Annotated in this window: 16 protein-coding genes, 1 other RNA gene and 1 riboswitch; of the genes, 15 read left to right on the plus strand and 2 right to left on the minus strand. The window is 37.6% G+C overall.

All coding sequences use genetic code 11. The features are described 5' to 3' along the window. Nucleotides 1–66: 66 nt before the first annotated feature. The 14 genes from NSU17_RS08680 to NSU17_RS08745 all read left to right on the plus strand — a co-directional run bounded on the left by NSU17_RS08680 (nt 67) and on the right by NSU17_RS08745 (nt 13,924). Nucleotides 67–1,314 (plus strand): Zn-dependent hydrolase, encoded by a 1,248-nt coding sequence (locus NSU17_RS08680; protein WP_016837621.1) that lies wholly within the window; start codon nt 67–69, stop codon nt 1,312–1,314. 18 nt (nt 1,315–1,332) lie between these two features. Next, nucleotides 1,333–2,745 carry a dihydropyrimidinase gene (gene hydA, locus NSU17_RS08685; RefSeq protein WP_096549877.1) on the plus strand — a complete coding sequence of 471 codons (1,413 nt, stop codon included), beginning with the start codon at nt 1,333–1,335 and terminating at the stop codon, nt 2,743–2,745. A 19-nt stretch (nt 2,746–2,764) separates the two neighbouring features. Continuing rightward, a complete protein-coding gene (locus NSU17_RS08690) occupies nt 2,765–4,126 on the plus strand; it encodes an NAD(P)-dependent oxidoreductase (protein ID WP_016837623.1) in 1,362 nt (453 codons plus the stop codon). A 17-nt stretch (nt 4,127–4,143) separates the two neighbouring features. Further along, entirely contained in the window at nt 4,144–5,427 is a 1,284-nt protein-coding gene (preA, locus tag NSU17_RS08695) for an NAD-dependent dihydropyrimidine dehydrogenase subunit PreA (protein WP_016837624.1), read from the plus strand. Between the two features lie 28 nt (nt 5,428–5,455). Then, a complete protein-coding gene (locus NSU17_RS08700) occupies nt 5,456–6,964 on the plus strand; it encodes an NCS1 family transporter (protein WP_340704792.1) in 1,509 nt (502 codons plus the stop codon). A gap of 9 nt (nt 6,965–6,973) precedes the next feature. Then, nucleotides 6,974–7,168 carry a hypothetical protein gene (locus tag NSU17_RS08705; protein WP_016837626.1) on the plus strand — a complete coding sequence of 65 codons (195 nt, stop codon included), beginning with the start codon at nt 6,974–6,976 and terminating at the stop codon, nt 7,166–7,168. Between the two features lie 162 nt (nt 7,169–7,330). Beyond that, entirely contained in the window at nt 7,331–8,323 is a 993-nt protein-coding gene (locus NSU17_RS08710) for a M23 family metallopeptidase (RefSeq protein ID WP_096549874.1), read from the plus strand. Nucleotides 8,324–8,598: 275 nt separating this feature from the next. Then, nucleotides 8,599–8,704: riboswitch (TPP riboswitch) on the plus strand. Nucleotides 8,705–8,803: 99 nt separating this feature from the next. Further along, nucleotides 8,804–9,490, plus strand: a complete 687-nt coding sequence (gene tenA / locus NSU17_RS08715; protein WP_096549872.1) for a thiaminase II — start codon at nt 8,804–8,806, stop codon at nt 9,488–9,490. 15 nt (nt 9,491–9,505) lie between these two features. Then, complete coding sequence (gene tenI, locus NSU17_RS08720) at nt 9,506–10,108, plus strand: thiazole tautomerase TenI (protein ID WP_016837630.1); 603 nt, start codon at nt 9,506–9,508, stop codon at nt 10,106–10,108. Further along, nucleotides 10,105–10,314, plus strand: coding sequence for a sulfur carrier protein ThiS (gene thiS, locus NSU17_RS08725; protein ID WP_238536181.1), 210 nt, complete (start codon nt 10,105–10,107; stop codon nt 10,312–10,314). The genes tenI and thiS overlap by 4 nt, the downstream gene beginning before the upstream one ends. Before the next feature lie 2 nt (nt 10,315–10,316). Further along, a complete protein-coding gene (locus NSU17_RS08730) occupies nt 10,317–11,081 on the plus strand; it encodes a thiazole synthase (protein ID WP_016837637.1) in 765 nt (254 codons plus the stop codon). Beyond that, on the plus strand, nt 11,078–12,091 hold the full coding sequence (locus NSU17_RS08735; protein WP_340705495.1) for a ThiF family adenylyltransferase: 1,014 nt from the start codon (nt 11,078–11,080) through the stop codon (nt 12,089–12,091). The genes NSU17_RS08730 and NSU17_RS08735 overlap by 4 nt, the downstream gene beginning before the upstream one ends. A gap of 228 nt (nt 12,092–12,319) precedes the next feature. Beyond that, complete coding sequence (locus NSU17_RS08740) at nt 12,320–13,360, plus strand: IS1595 family transposase (RefSeq protein WP_340705496.1); 1,041 nt, start codon at nt 12,320–12,322, stop codon at nt 13,358–13,360. An 87-nt stretch (nt 13,361–13,447) separates the two neighbouring features. After that, nucleotides 13,448–13,924 (plus strand): YrvL family regulatory protein, encoded by a 477-nt coding sequence (locus tag NSU17_RS08745; protein WP_340436695.1) that lies wholly within the window; start codon nt 13,448–13,450, stop codon nt 13,922–13,924. Between the two features lie 139 nt (nt 13,925–14,063). On the opposite strand, the gene ssrS is transcribed toward NSU17_RS08745, so the two are convergent. Both ssrS and NSU17_RS08755 read right to left on the minus strand, forming a co-directional pair. Next, nucleotides 14,064–14,254: non-coding RNA, 6S RNA (gene ssrS, locus NSU17_RS08750), on the minus strand. A gap of 136 nt (nt 14,255–14,390) precedes the next feature. Then, nucleotides 14,391–15,032 carry a YfbR-like 5'-deoxynucleotidase gene (locus NSU17_RS08755; RefSeq protein WP_096552362.1) on the minus strand — a complete coding sequence of 214 codons (642 nt, stop codon included), beginning with the start codon at nt 15,030–15,032 and terminating at the stop codon, nt 14,391–14,393. A 210-nt stretch (nt 15,033–15,242) separates the two neighbouring features. On the opposite strand from NSU17_RS08755, the gene NSU17_RS08760 reads away from it, so the two are divergent. After that, nucleotides 15,243–15,677, plus strand: a complete 435-nt coding sequence (locus tag NSU17_RS08760) for a hypothetical protein (RefSeq protein ID WP_339289434.1) — start codon at nt 15,243–15,245, stop codon at nt 15,675–15,677. The last annotated feature ends 325 nt before the right edge of the window (nt 15,678–16,002 follow it).

Raw genomic sequence — 16,002 nt, forward strand, 5'->3', positions numbered from 1 at the left:
GGATTAAGTTTCTAATAAAATTATCGTAATAAGTCACAGTTTAGTTGGTATAAAGGGGGGGAGTTAATGTATAAGTGCAATGAGGCGAGGCTGAAAGAATCCATCATTCAGTTTAGTCAATTCGGTGCTACAAGTAACGGCGGTGTTACAAGGCTCGCCTTATCAAAAGAAGATCTTCAAGCAAGGGACTATTTCGTTCAATGTTGTGAACAACTAGGGATGGAAATAAAAACAGATGATATGGCCAATATTTATGCGACTTTGCCGGGAAAAAGGAATTTACCACCAATCGTGATGGGGTCGCATCTTGATTCCGTCGTGCGAGGCGGTCGGTTTGATGGAGTGCTTGGCGTATTAACTGCGCTAGAGGCGGTAAGAACAATCAAAGAAAATGGACTAGAATTAGAGATTCCGTTAACGATTGTGAATTTTACCAATGAAGAAGGTGCTCGTTTTGAACCGTCAATGATGAGTTCCGGGGTACTTTCTGGAAAATTCGATAAAGAACGCGTGTTAAAATCAACAGACGTAAGTGGCATCACGTTTGAACAAGCATTGAAAGAAAGCAATTATCAAGGAAGCGAAGAAAATCGGCTAAAAGAAGCCAGTGCTTTTATTGAATTGCACATTGAACAAGGTCCTGTACTAGAAGCGGAAAATGTTGAAATAGGTATTGTTGAAGGTGTAGTGGGAATGGTTTGCTATGAAATTCGCATTACAGGTGAATCAAACCATGCCGGCACAACACCGATGAAAATGCGTAAAGATCCTTTATTTTTAGCTAACAAATATATATCACTCCTCATAGAAAAACTAGGTCAAATCGATGAAGAATTAGTTTATACAATCGGTCGAATGAATGTCTCTCCAAATATTCACACAGTCATTCCTAACAAAGTTGTCTTCACGTTAGAGTCACGTCATAAAGATCCAGCAAAAATTAAACAAGTAGAAGAAGTAATCCATTCCTTACCAGAAGAAGAAGCAGGATGCAAAGTGGAAATTGAAAGGCTTTGGAATCGTGATACAGTCGTTTTTGACGAAACAATTTGCAATCAAATCGAAGAGGCTTGTAAAAGCTTTGGTTATTCATCAAAAAGGCTATATAGCGGTGCAGGCCACGATGCACAATTTATTGCAAGCTACATTCCTACAGCGATGATATTTGTGCCAAGCATCAATGGAAAAAGTCATTGCGAAGAAGAAGAAACCCCTTACGAAGATTGTGCAAAAGGTGCAGATGTATTGCTGGAAACAGTGCTGAATCTTCAAACAAAATTTTCACTAAAAGTGCAAGAAAAGCAAACTAATTAAAGGAGGAAAGGTGCTTATATGTCAAAAAAAATCATTAAAGGCGGCTGGATTGCAACTGCCTCAGATTTTTTCCAAGGTGACATTTTAATTGAAGGAGAGAAAATTGTTCAAATCGGTGGAAACATTGTTGATCCGGATGCTGAAATCATCGACGCAAGTGGAAAGTACGTGTTTCCAGGGGGAATCGATCCGCATACGCATCTAGATATGCCTTTCAATAATACTGTGACTGATGATGATTGGGAAACAGGGACAATTGCTGCAGCCTTTGGTGGAACAACAACAATAATCGACTTTGCATTAACTGCGGGGGAATCGAAGCTAGCAAATGCTGTGGAGAAATGGCACAAAAAGGCGGAAGGAAAAGCAGTTGTTGATTATGGGTTCCACTTAATGATTCATGACTTAAATGAAGAAACGGAAAAAGAATTGCCTATTTTATTAGAAAAAGAAGGAATTTCATCCATTAAGGTATTTATGGCTTATGCGAAAGAATTCCAAGCATCTGATCGAACATTGTTTAAAGCTTTCAAGATAGGAAAAGAAACTGGTGCTGTTGTGATGGTTCACTGTGAAAACGGTTCCGTAATCGATGAACTGGTGGAAGAAGCACGAAGAAAAGGCCATACAGCACCAATTTATCACGCTTTGACGAGACCGCCAGAAGTGGAAGGAGAAGCGACGAAGCGAGCAATTGAACTCGCTCATATTGCGGGAGCAAAGCTTTATGTTGTTCACGTGACATGTAAAGAAGCAGTTGAAGAAATTATTAGAGCCCGAGAAAAAGGATACGAAGTTTACGGAGAGACTTGTCCACCATATTTGGTGCTAGACCAAACAGCCCTAGAGAAACCAGGATTCGAAGGAGCAAAATATGTCTGGTCGCCTCCTTTAAGACCGAAATCTCATCAGGAGCCATTGTGGAACGCATTAAAGGCAAAACAATTACAAACGATTGGTTCGGACATGTGCTCATTTAACTACAACGGTAAGAAGCGTTTAGGGTTAAATGATTTCTCTAAAATTCCAAATGGCGGACCATTTATTGAAGACCGCTTCAGTGTATTATTCTCAGAAGGTGTTGCAAAAGGGCGCATTTCCATTACAGACTTTGTTGACATGATTGCAACGAGCGCGGCAAAAATCTTTAATTTATATCCGCAAAAAGGAACAATTGCGGTTGGCAGCGATGCAGATATTGTCATCTTTGACCCGACTGTAAAACGGACTATTTCCGCTGAAACACATCACATGAATGTCGATTATAATCCGTTCGAAGGAATGGAAGTGACTGGTGAACCGGTAAGTGTGTTGTTGCGCGGAGAGTTCATTATTAAAGACAAAGAATTCGTAGGTAAAATCGGAGGCGGTAAATATATTCATCGCAGCTTAGCTAAGGAACCAAAAAAAGAAACTCAAATCATCAATTGATAGTTTAGGAGGGGGATGTATGACAAGCCTTTTGGGGGGTCGCATTTCATCTAATTTGACTGAAAATTTTGAAGAAATTTATAAAGGAATGACACCAAGCGAAGCTATCGAAGAAGCGAATCGTTGTTTGTATTGTTATGATGCACCTTGTATTAAAGCTTGTCCAACGGCGATTCCAATTCCTAATTTTATTAAGAAAATTGCATCCGGTAATTTAAAAGGGTCAGCAAAATTGATACTTGAGGCAAATCCTATTGGAGCCAGCTGTGCAAGAGTTTGTCCAACTGAGGAGTTATGTGAAGGCGCTTGTGTTTTAGGTTCTGTTTCAAAACCGATACAAATAGGCAACTTGCAACGATATGCAACAGATTGGGCAAGAGAACAAGAAAAACCTTTATTTGAAGCAAAACCATCTAACGGCAAAACGGTAGCCATTATCGGAAGCGGTCCGGCAGGATTATCTGCAGCAAGAGATTTAGCTCGTTTAGGCTACGAAGTAACGATTTTCGAAGCGGAAAAGGAAGCAGGGGGGTTAAATTATTTCGGAATTGTTCCTTTCCGCTTACCGAAAGATGTTGTGGAATGGGAAGTACAACAAGTTGAGCAATTAGGTGTTGAAATAAAAACGAATACTCGTGTTGGTGTAGATGTTTCCGTTGATGAAATAAAAAACAATTATGATCGAGTTGTGTTGGCAATCGGAATGGGTGATGTTCCGAATTTAGGAATTGAAGGGGAAGAATTAGAAGGCGTTTATGATGCAATTCAATTTGTAAAAAATACAAAATTAGGATCTATTACAGAATCTTTCAGAGGGAAAAAAGTTGTTGTCATTGGGGCAGGGAATACAGCGATTGATGCTGCAACATGCGCAATTCGTTTAGGTGCAGAAAACGTTCAAATTTTATATAGAAGAACTAAAAATGAAATGACAGCTTATGAGTTTGAATATGATTTTGCAAAAATGGACGGCGTTGAATTTAGATGGTTAACAACGCCTGTGAAGATTATTGGAAAAGACAATAAAGTCGTAGGCATTGAGTGCATCAAAATGGAACTTGGCGAACCGGGTGAAGACGGTAGACAAAAGCCGGTACCAGTAGAAGGTTCTAATTTTGTATTAAATGTAGATGCAGTAATTAAAGCCATTGGGCAAACGCGTCACATCGATCTATTAGAAGCCTTTGGTGTGAAACATTCAGGCGGAGTTGTTCAAGTCAATGAGTGTTTAGAAACGTCTGAGAAGAATGTCTATGCATGTGGAGATGTTATCTTTGGGAAAGGTCAAGGAGAGGCAATGGTTGTAACGGCTACACAACAAGGGAAAGAAGTAGCAAAAGCTATACACGAATCGTTTGAATTACAAAAGGAAAAAGCCTAAATAGGGGGGATTGAAACATGGCGGATTTAAGCATAAATTTAGCGGGAATTAAATCACCCAATCCATTTTGGCTTGCTTCAGCACCACCGACAAACTCTGGCTATCAAGTTCAAAGAGCTTTTGAAGCAGGTTGGGGTGGAGCGGTATGGAAAACCCTTGGTGAGCCTATTTTAAATGTCTCTTCACGATTCTCTGCATTATCATATAACGGTCAAAGAGTGGCAGGATTTAATAATATTGAGCTCATTACAGATCGGCCTATCGAAGTGAATTTGAAAGAAATCTATGAAACGAAAAAGAAGTTTCCTAATCATGCTGTTATTGCATCCTTAATGATGGAACCAAAACGAGAGAAATGGCATGAGATTGTGAAACGGGTTGAAGATGTGGGCGTAGACGGGCTAGAATTGAATTTCGGATGTCCACACGGTATGGCAGAGAGAGGAATGGGAAGCGCCTCTGGGCAAGTTCCAGAGCTTGTTGAAAAACAAACTTATTGGGTTAAAGAAGTTGCAAAAACACCTGTTATTGTGAAGCTGACGCCAAACATTACAGATATTACAGCAACAGCAGAAGCTGCGACTAGAGGCGGTGCAGATGCAATTAGTATGATCAACACAATTAATAGTTTAATGGGTGTTGATTTAGATACATGGAACACGATACCTCATGTTGCAGGAAAAGGAACGCATGGAGGATATTGTGGTCCAGCTGTCAAACCAATAGCTCTCAATATGGTGGCAGAATGTGCAAGAAGCCCTTATATCAATGTTCCGATTTCTGGTATTGGAGGCATTTCCAATTGGCGTGATGCAGTGGAGTTTATGCTGATGGGAGCTACAGGTGTTCAAGTATGTACAGCGGCGATGCATCATGGATTTAGTATCGTAGAAGATATGATTGATGGTCTTAATAACTATCTCGATGAAAAAGGCATTTCCTCTGTGATGGATATTGTCGGAAAAGCAGTTCCGAAATATTCCAATTGGGGAGATTTAGATCTTAACTATAAAGTAGTTGCAAAAATCAACAACGATGTGTGCATTAACTGTAACAAGTGTTACATCGCTTGTGAAGACACTTCTCATCAATGTATTGAAAGATTGAATGATGAGAATGGTAATCCGATTTTAAAAGTACGAGAAGAAGATTGTGTAGGATGTAATTTATGTTCGATTGTTTGTCCGGTGGATGGCGCAATTGAAATGGTTGAAGTGAAAGACCGATTACCGAAGATGACTTGGAACGAGCGTCAAGCGGCAATTGCAAAATACTCTATGGCCAATGTATCTAGTGAATAATTCATGCTGAAAACAGGGAGAGGACATTTTGCATAAAAAGAGTAATTACTTAAAGTCTCCTGATTTGCTTCCGATAACGCATGCAAAGAGAAACATTAGTCCGTTCGGATTCGCTGTTATTTGGGTAGGTATGGCCATTGTACTTGCGGCATTTGCCATTGGAGCGGCAGGGATTGTAAATTTGCCGCTTCCAATGGTCATTCTCGCAACGATTATTGGTTCTGTTGCGATCGGAATTTTAATGACGATTATTGGGGATATTGGCGTTGAACATGGGCTTTCTTTCCCCGTTTATATGCGGGCTCCTTTTGGAACAATTGGTACTCATATCCCTTCAGCAGTTCGTGGGATTACCGCTTCATGTTGGTTTGGAATTAACACATACTTTGGTGCTTCGGCAATAAACGGGATTTTAAACATATTATTTGGATTTGATCAATGGTTTATTTGCTTTATCCTATTTGCAACATTCCAATTAATCAATGTGTCGTTAGGAATTAAATCCATTGAACGCTTTGCGGATTTTGCAGCACCAATCATCATACTCATTTCCATTTGGATGTATATTTCCTTAGCCGATAAAGCAAGCGTGCAAGGAAAAGATATTTGGACGTGGGTTGAATCACCTGCAACAGGTGTTGCTGCTTTTACTGCCTTCATGGTTATTGTAATGGCCAATATGGGATTCTGGGCAACGCTCGCAGCAGATATGCCCTCATTATCCAGATTCTTTAAAGCGCCAAAAAATGAGCGAAATTGGTTTAAGCGTAATAAAACGCAATTAGTAGGTTCAATCATTGTGATGCCGATTTTTAATACGTTGATGATTATGATTGGTGCAGTTTGTTATGCATCGGTTGGTACTGGCGATCCAATTGTGGCGTTACAAGAAGCAGCAAGTGGATTCATCTTAGTCATCTTGCTACTGATGATTATTCTCGCCCAATGGTCAACGAATACGTCAGCAAATGTTATTCCAGCAGCAACGATATTTTCAAATATTGGTGGACCAAAAGTGCCTTTCTGGGTTGGGGTAATTATTGCCGGCATCATCGGTATATTAGTCCAACCATGGAATCTGTTTGATATTCTTACTCATGTATTGCTCATCGTTGGCGGTATTTTAACTTCCATTGTTGGTGTATTGTTTGCAGATTACTATATCCTTCGTAAAAGAAGAGTGAATGTTAAGGATTTATATGAAGTAGATGGTCAATATCGTTATGCTAACGGAATTAACTGGGCAGGTATGCTTGCATGGATTATTGGGGGAATCATTGCCAATTTATTACCGACCTATTCTTCAATTGTAGGGTTGGTAGCAGGTGCGGTTATTTATTATATTCTTGCAAAATATTGGTGGTTTAAAAAATATCCTCAAGCTGAAATAGTAGATCCAGATGATTCCAAATATTTAGGAATTACAGCTGGTAGGGACTGGATGATTGATGGTAAAGAGCCGGATGTAGAAGTGATCTTTGGTGAGCTAGAGGAGGAGGCAACCGAGCAAGTCATCCCATCGAAAAACATAGAATGAGGTGATTTGATGTCTGAAGAATATAAGGAGTTTCTTAAAGAAAAAGAAATTATTGAAAAGTATTTAGAAAAGGGATTAAAAATAGAAAAAATTTACGAAAACTTAGATGGTACAGTTGTAAAATTTTCAAATAGTGATGAAGAAATAATACTTACAACTCCAAATGCTAGAAAATTAATAGTTACAAAGTTGATACATGCTTGATTCTTTCGTGCTTAACATGTGTTGTTAAGCACTTTTTTATTTGCATAAAACTCTCCTACATAAAGGAAATTGGTATGTAAAATAATGGACTTTATTGTCATAGGAAAATCACTCATGGTTTAAAAAATTCGGGATATTCTAATGAAGAAAGGAGGATTCGTTTTGGTTCGAAAAATATTTCTCCCCTTATGTTTGGCGATTGTATGCTTTTATATATTTCCGACTTACGTAAATGCAAAAGAAACGAAGGAAAATGTTTATCAGGAAAGAATGAATTTGTACAAAAGCTACGAAACGCCATTTGTCCCATGGTATCGTTTGGCGGCGGTCGATCAATATGAAAGAAATATCCAAGAAGTACGGAAGGATATTCCGAAGCGTGAGAGTATCATCGCGATTCAGTTTTCTCCTGAATTTTGGGTTGGAGAATTGAATCCAAATGAGGAAGATACTTCACCTTTTTCAATTGGATATTTTGGGGGGAAAGGTCTTGATGGAAACGGAGATGGCAAGGCAGATCGAAATCATGACCAAGATATTCTTTATACAATGGCAACGTATTTAAGCGAATTTGGCCCGTCAGAAGAGGATTTTAAAACTGCCTTATGGGAGTATTACAAAGATGAAAAAATTATCAATCAAATTATAACCATTCAAATACTTTATAAACATTTCAATTCTATTGAGTTAGACAAGCATATTTTTCCCCTCCCAGTTCGAGGCTATAATTACAGCTATAAAGGAACTTGGGGTGCTAGCAGGGGATGGGGCGGAAGACGTATACATGAAGGAACGGATATTTTTGCAGGCTATGGCACGCCTGTTCTGTCAACTTCTTATGGTGTTGTAGAAGTGATGGGATGGAATCAATTTGGCGGTTGGCGAGTTGGCATTCGGGATAATCATAATACGTATCATTATTACGCACATTTAGCATATTTCAATAAAGATTTGAAAGTTGGAGATATTGTAGAACCGGGAACAATTCTTGGCGCCGTAGGAAGTTCTGGATATGGTAAAGAAGGAACGAGCGGAAAATTCCCACCACATTTACATTACGGAATGTATAAATTTAATGGCCGTACAGAATGGGCATTTGACCCATATCCACATCTTTTGCAATGGGAAAAACAAACAAAGAAGGGACAAAAATAACAAGAGAGGCTGGGACATAACTAATAAAGTGAACGAGCTGCAAAAAGATCTTTTGTCCCAGCCTCTATTTATTTTATGGTAGAAGCCGCAAACATTTTTAGCTACAAGTATTTGAAGAATATCCAGTGTGCTAAAAAAGATTATGCTTTTCAATGAGACACTGGGAAGTAGAAAGTTATAAATAGTTAGAATAAAATACCAAAATTTATATTCATTTTAACTTATTGAAAATTTTATGAGTTCATGCAATAATGATTGTAATTTAATAAAGCATTATAAATCACTAGGGGTGCTAATTCATTTTAGCTGAGAGAGGCATTGCCTCAACCCTTTGAACCTGCACTAGGTAATGCTAGCGAAGGGAAGTGGTTGTTGGGACTCGTATTGTCTATTTTTATATCTTTTTGCATTTCGGGTTTTAAGCCACTTCATTTTTGAAGTGGCTTTTTTTAATGGTGAATTGAATGGGAGGGAGAAATGATGAAATTTACTGACCGACTCTTTGAAAAGTATTGGTCAACTTGGAGAAAAAACCATGAACATCCGTTTGTGAAAGAGTTAGGTGCAGGCACATTGGACCCTGACAAATTCCGTTTTTATATGATTCAAGACTATTTATACTTAATCGATTATTCCAAATTGTTTGCTTTAGGTGCGGTGAAAGCGCCAAATCTTGAAGTGATGACGGTGTTTGCCAACCTGCTTTATTACACAATGAATGGAGAAATGGCGTTGCACAGAAAATATGCGAGTCGTTTTGGCATAACGGAAAAAGAGCTGGAAGAGGCAAAACCGTCTCCGGTAACGCTTGCATATACGCACTATATGTTAGCTGTTGCACAAAATGGTTCTATCGCTGAACTTGCAGCTGCTCATTTAGCTTGTGCATGGAGCTACTGGGAAATTGGATGTGAACTTGCTGAAATCGAGGGTGCTAAAGAACACGGATTATATGGAGACTGGGTAAAAATGTACAGTTCCGAAGAGTTTGGCCAATCAGCGCAATGGAATCTCGATTTGCTTAATCAATTGGCAGAAGGAAAACCGGAATCTGAACTTTTACGACTAGAAGAAATCTTCTTAAATACAACACGATTTGAATACATGTTTTGGGACATGGCATACAACAGGCAAATGTGGCCGACTGATGAAAAAGTCAATGCATGAAAGGAAGTCAATGTATTGGAACTGCATGCCATAACTGATGGAAAAAAATCAATTAAAGAGCTGAAAGAGATTATTACATCCATTGCCGATGTTGTTGATTACATTCATATACGCGAGAAAAGTAAAGTGCCCGCAGAAATCGTTGCGCTAGTAGAAGAACTTATTTATGCAGGGGTGGGGAAAGAAAGGCTTGTCATTAATGACAGGCTTGATATAGCCCTACTTACGGGTATACGGAACGTACATCTTCCTGGAAATGGTCTTCCGGCAGTAAAAGTAAAAACGGCGTACCCATATATGAGAGTCGGGGTCAGCGTGCATTCCGTTGAGGAAGCAAAAATTGCCGAAGAAGCGGGGGTAGATTATTGTCTTTTCGGTCATGTATTTAAAACGGACAGCAAAAAAGGATTGGCAGGTAGAGGAACGAATGCCCTAGGTAAAATCGTTGAACAGGTGCGGATTCCCGTGGTAGCGATTGGTGGAATTACGCCAGACAATGCTGAACAAGTGCTGGAGAAAAAAGTGCATGGCATTGCGGTGATGTCTACCATTTTCTCATCGAGTCAACCAAAGGAAGCAGCAATCCATTTAAAAAATATTGTTCAAAAAGGGGGATGAAGTTGCATCTTTACATTAATGGCCGTAAAACAGAAGTGCAAAGTAGTATTCAAAGTGTTGAAGATTTGTTGAAGTTTTATAAATTACAAGATCGCATAGTCGTGGTTGAACAGAATGGCGAAATTGTATTGAAAGAACAGTACAGCAAGCAGCTAGTAAATGATGGCGACAAAATTGAAATTGTTCATTTTGTTGGAGGGGGATAAACATGTTAAAAATTGCAGATAAAGTTTTTCAATCAAGATTGTTGTTAGGTACAGGGAAATTTCCGAATTTTGAGATTCAAAAGGAAGCGGTAGAAGCATCTGGAGCAGAGATTTTAACTTTTGCGGTCAGAAGAATGAATATTTATGAACCATCCCAACCGAACTTTTTAGAAATGTTGGATCTTTCCAAATACACGCTTTTACCGAATACGGCAGGAGCCAAAACAGCGGAAGAAGCAGTGAGAATTGCGAAACTCGCAAAAGCTTCAGGGTTATGTGACATGGTGAAAGTCGAAGTCATTGGGGATGATAAAACTCTTCTCCCTGATCCTATTGAAACATTAAGAGCATCAGAAATGTTATTAGAAGAAGGATTTATTGTCCTTCCTTACACTTCTGATGATGTAGTGTTAGCGAAGAAGCTGGAGGAATTGGGAGTTCATGCTATCATGCCAGGAGCTTCTCCTATTGGTTCTGGACAGGGTATTATCAATCCATTAAATCTTTCATTAATCATTGAACAGGCAAATATTCCTGTCATTGTCGATGCAGGAATTGGTTCCCCAGCAGATTGTGCGATTGCAATGGAGTTAGGTGCAGATGGCATTTTATTAAATTCAGCGGTGTCAGGTGCAAAAGATCCAGTTAAAATGGCAAAAGCAATGAAACTCGCTATTGAAGCTGGAAGACTTGGATATGAAGCAGGAAGAATTCCGAAAAAGCGCTATGCTGTTGCCTCCAGTCCAACAGAAGGGATTCTTTCATAATGGAGCGATATTCGCGACAAATTTTGTTTTCTCCGATTGGTGAGGAGGGACAGAAAAAATTACTGAAAGGCCATGTACTCATTGTTGGTGCAGGGGCACTAGGTTGCGCGAATGCTGAGATGTTAGCTCGAGCTGGCATCGGTAAAATCACTATCATTGACCGGGATTACGTCGACTTGACGAATCTCGGTCGTCAACAACTTTATACGGAAGAAGATGCAAAAAATAAAATTCCGAAAGCTGTTGCTGCACAAAAACATCTACAAACAATCAATTCAACCATTCAAATTGAAGGGATTGTTGGGGATTTTTCAATTGAATTAGAAGAGATGGTAAAAGATGTGGACCTCATCATTGATGGAACAGATAATTTTGAAACGAGATTTTTCATCAATGATGTTGCCATGAAACACGGCATACCATGGATTCACGGTGCGGTTGTAAGAAGTTATGGTATGAGCGTTTCGATCGTGCCAAAACAAACACCGTGTTATAATTGTTTGCTTCAAGTGATTCCATCCGATGGTATGACTTGTGATACCGTTGGAGTCATTAGTCCAGCGGTGCAAATCGTTGCATCTTATCAAACAGCGGAAAGCCTGAAATACTTAGTGAGTGGAGAGGTGTCTAAACAACTGGTTTCCTTTGATGTTTGGAAAAGGGAGCATTCAATTATTGACGTTTCTTCTTTAAAAAGAGAGGATTGTCCTTCATGTGGGAATAATCCCACACATCCTTACTTAACATTAGAAACAGGTTTGAAAACAGCAGTGTTGTGTGGCAGAAATACGGTGCAAATCAGACCGCACCAAAAACAACAAATTTCATTGGATCATATCTCAAAAAGACTCCAACCGCTTGTTCAAAATTTAAAAGCGAATCCTTACTTAATTTCGTTCCAAGCAGAAGATGTTCAAATCGTTCTCTTTCAAGATGGCCGGGCATTAATTCATGGAACGAAAGAAGAAGAAAAGGCTAAAAGAATTTATCATCGCTATGTGGGAGCATAAAAGTGCTGAAAGTTGCTTGCCATTGGGAAAAACACGGACACCTGTTAACTATGAGCGAAGTAGAAGTAGAAGTGGTATCAAAATATATTATTATAGAGGAAAGCGGGGAAGGTTCTCCGCTTATTTTTTTCAATGGCTTTGTTAGATTAATCTGTTGATATTTGATAAAAACAAACAAACGTTCTATAATATAAGTAGGAACTTTTGTTTGGGGGTCTTACAATGACAATGACATTAAGAGAATTGATAGTTGAGATTAAAAAATTGAATTCGACAGAACAACATCGCTTGAAAGAATTCTTTATCAAATCCCTTATGTCATTTTCTGCAAGTGAACCTGTTTTTCAAGAAGTAACTGAACGGAAAAATAAAGATGGTTATACTTGCGTACATTGTAGTTCAAAACGAGTGGCTCGTTTTGGTAAATATACTGTAAAATTTGGGCAGAAAGAAGTTGAACGTCAGCGATACCGTTGTAAAGATTGTGGAAAAACATTCACCGATGTAACTGCAACACCATTGCATAGAACGCATAAACCTGAAAAATGGTTAGATTTTATTAAATGTATGTTAGAAGGTTATTCACTCCGTAAATCGGCAGAACTTATTGGTGATATTCATTACGTTACCTTGTTTTATTGGAGACATAAGGTGTTATCTGCATTAAAACAAATGGAATTTGAATCTTTTTCGGGGATTGTAGAGATGGATGAAACTTATTTTCTATACTCTGAAAAAGGTAAAAGAAACATTGAAGGGCGTAAACCTCGAAAACGTGGAGGTTCTTCGAAATTTCGAGGGATTAGTCACGAACAAGTTTGTGTTCTAATTGCAAGAGACCGTCAAAAATCTACCTATTCAGGAGTTCTTGGCAGAGGTCGTATTGTCAAAAGCCAATTAGATAAAGCAATTGGTTCAAAATTATCATCGAATAACACCCTATGTACAGATGCTTGGAGAACATTCTCTGCGTATGCCAAAACGAAGGGATTAGAACACTATCGCTTCAAGTCAGACGGGAAAGAACGAGTAAAAGGTCTATATCATATTCAAAACGTAAATAACTATCACAGCCGATTAAAAGGATGGATACAAAGATTTAATGGTGTGGCTACAAAATACCTCGACCATTATTTGAGTTGGTTTCAATTCTTAGATATAGTGAAGCATCGTTGTGACGATGTATCAATAAGCAAAATGATTATAGATAGCTGTTTATTACCAATCAATGAAACATATAAGCCATTAAGAACGTATCAATTATTATGAACCTTTGTATATACAAACACTGCCGAGATAAAGTAGTTCTCAAATGAAAAGAGAAGTTATGCTTATCAAATTTAGTGTTCAAAATATTTGAATCGAAAGGAAGTGTTTAATATCAACAAAGTAAAAACAATAGTTATTTGTTTATCCATTGTACTAATTATTTTACTCGGTATTATCTTTTTTGAATTTATTGTTTTGAGATTACTTGGATTACAATATAATTCAATTGGTTCTTTAGTGTTCTTCTTTGTTTTATATTTATTACTTGAAATACCTCTCTCATTAATATCAAATGCGATACCGAAAGCACTAAAATCTGTTGGTATAATTCAATCAAGTAAAGGGTTGTTATCATTTTTATTGGATACAGGATTGACATTTGCCTTAATTAATTTACTTGATACCTTTATGGCGAACATTAAGATAGAATGGCAAGGTGCTGTTATATTTTCAATAATTACTGGATTAATTAGTTGGAAATTAAGAGAGACGGATGAAGAACCACCAACGATTGATAGTGAAGAATTCAAAGAAATAGAAAAAAGATTTGATTTCAAAAAATAGGAGGAAACACTAAAGAATGGTGTTCCCTCTTTATTTTCCTATTTATCAACATTAAAATCTAACAGAGCCTTTTCAATAAATTAAAAAGCCCTCCTGATCGAAGAGCTCTTTTACAAACATTGTTAAGGTAATGTTTGTAGTACAAGCTGCCTTGCCGTAATATTATAGAAAGTTTTAAAACCACGACTCCACCAAGTGGGTGTTCGCAGAAGATTTCCTGTATATCGTCATTCACCGTAGTGTGACGCTCGCCATTCCACCTTCGATCTAAAACTCCCTTTTTCAGTTCAAAGGTTAAAACTTAATATTCAACGTACAACGCAGCTTTAATGTAATAGTAATTGAATATGTAGCCTCGTGCAAGTAAGTATCTTTTAATAAAAAAGTCAAATATTTAATATAAAAAAGTAACGGATATTAGAGATAGAATTAGATGCAAAATAAAAGCCTCACTATAGCAGAATCCTTACTCTTGAGGCTTTATTTTGTTCAATATTTCATTTGTTAAATCGGCGATATTAATTTGCGTATCTTCTTTCATGACATCCTTTAAAATTTCATTTCGGAAATAATTGACACTTACTTTTAAAGGCATTTGAAGAAGATTTGTTAATGCTTGTTGATACATAATAATAAATTCTTTATCCGTATTACCTCGCTTCAGTTCAGCGAATGATTCATAAAATTGATCAAGCTTATCCGCAAATTCAAGAAGGCGGCCTTCTAACGTACCATCTTTTCCCTCTTTCATTCGCTCGAAGAAAACTTCTTGGAATTCAGGTGGAATCTCTTCTTTAATGAATTTTTCCATCATTTTTTCTTCCACGTGAGCAAGCATTTGTTTTAACTCTTCGCTTGCATGTTTTACCGGTGTTTTAATGTCACCAATAAACACTTCTGCAAAGTCATGATTGATTGTTTTTTCGTAAAGGGATTTCCAATTGACTTTTGCCCCGTTCATTTCTTCAAGCGTTCCGAAAAACAATGCGTATTGAGCTACTTTCCAAGAATGGGCAGCAACATTATGTTCTTCAAATTTAAAGCGCCCTGGAGCTCGAAAAATACGTTCTAGATCATTTAAACTAGTAAAAAATTTATGGATACCGATTGTAAACACTCCTAACAACCATGATTATGAAAATCCTGTGTGTTAATCATACATCAAAGTTTATCCAATGAGAGGCGATTATTAAACATTTAACATAAAAGTAAAATAGTTTAATAAAATGCTAAAATGATTTGTCATTGAATTTATAAATTAAGTATTTGAAATACATGTTATAGTAGAAGTAGGTATTATAGATCGGATGTGAAAGAAATGATGCATACTATTTTTTTATTCATTCATATTTTAAGTGCAGTCGTTTCAATAGGTCCGTTAGTTACATTGATTCCTTTAACAAAGAAAATGGAAGCTGCGGATGAGATAGAAATGATAGGATTTGTACAGTCTTTTCGACTAGCTATTACCGTTGTCAAGCATGCCGGTCATGTTCTTGTACTTTCTGGTGCGATCCTTATTATTGTTAGCGGATGGAAATGGACTGATTCGTGGATTGTTTTAACGGTTGCCATTATGTTAATATCCATTGTTTTCCTAGCAAGTGCTTTCAAGCCCACATTAAAAACCTTTGGGACGAGTCGTTATAAGAAAGAAGAATTTATCAAGAAATTACGAAAAGCAACATGGAAATATATCATATTATTGCTGATTATGTTGTGGTTGATGGTTGATAAACCAATGCTATGGTGAATCTTATGTTGTTAGAAAGGTTGTAATATTATTCATATGATAAATGGTTCGAAATGCTACTTTTTGTTTTTTTAAAGATTCCAAGGAGTTTGTAAATAAAATACGAAGGGCCTGTCCAAAGTGCAAACTTTTTGGTCATGCTTAAATACTTATGATAAATAATTTATTTGCTCCTAAAGTGGTCACATCAAACACGCCTCTTCGCCGCAATTTATTTGAGATGAAAGGGTCATCGTTAATAGAAAATTGGCGCCTTAAATGACTTATCAGGCGCCAACTTTTCCATTATATTGACACGTCAATAACATTTCCTTTATACGGATGG

It is taken from the genome of Ureibacillus sp. FSL K6-2830 (genome assembly GCF_038004145.1).
In the GTDB taxonomy this organism is placed as follows: domain Bacteria; phylum Bacillota; class Bacilli; order Bacillales_A; family Planococcaceae; genus Ureibacillus; species Ureibacillus thermosphaericus.

Bases quoted from the DNA above. Each gene is read 5' to 3' on its own strand.
- NSU17_RS08680 (WP_016837621.1), top strand. From the start codon at position 67: ATGTATAAGTGCAATGAGGCGAGGCTGAAAGAATCCATCATTCAGTTT.
- hydA (WP_096549877.1), top strand. From the start codon at position 1,333: ATGTCAAAAAAAATCATTAAAGGCGGCTGGATTGCAACTGCCTCAGAT.
- NSU17_RS08690 (WP_016837623.1), top strand. From the start codon at position 2,765: ATGACAAGCCTTTTGGGGGGTCGCATTTCATCTAATTTGACTGAAAAT.
- preA (WP_016837624.1), top strand. From the start codon at position 4,144: ATGGCGGATTTAAGCATAAATTTAGCGGGAATTAAATCACCCAATCCA.
- NSU17_RS08705 (WP_016837626.1), top strand. From the start codon at position 6,974: ATGTCTGAAGAATATAAGGAGTTTCTTAAAGAAAAAGAAATTATTGAA.
- tenA (WP_096549872.1), top strand. From the start codon at position 8,804: ATGAAATTTACTGACCGACTCTTTGAAAAGTATTGGTCAACTTGGAGA.
- thiS (WP_238536181.1), top strand. From the start codon at position 10,105: ATGAAGTTGCATCTTTACATTAATGGCCGTAAAACAGAAGTGCAAAGT.
- NSU17_RS08730 (WP_016837637.1), top strand. From the start codon at position 10,317: ATGTTAAAAATTGCAGATAAAGTTTTTCAATCAAGATTGTTGTTAGGT.
- NSU17_RS08740 (WP_340705496.1), top strand. From the start codon at position 12,320: ATGACATTAAGAGAATTGATAGTTGAGATTAAAAAATTGAATTCGACA.
- NSU17_RS08760 (WP_339289434.1), top strand. From the start codon at position 15,243: ATGATGCATACTATTTTTTTATTCATTCATATTTTAAGTGCAGTCGTT.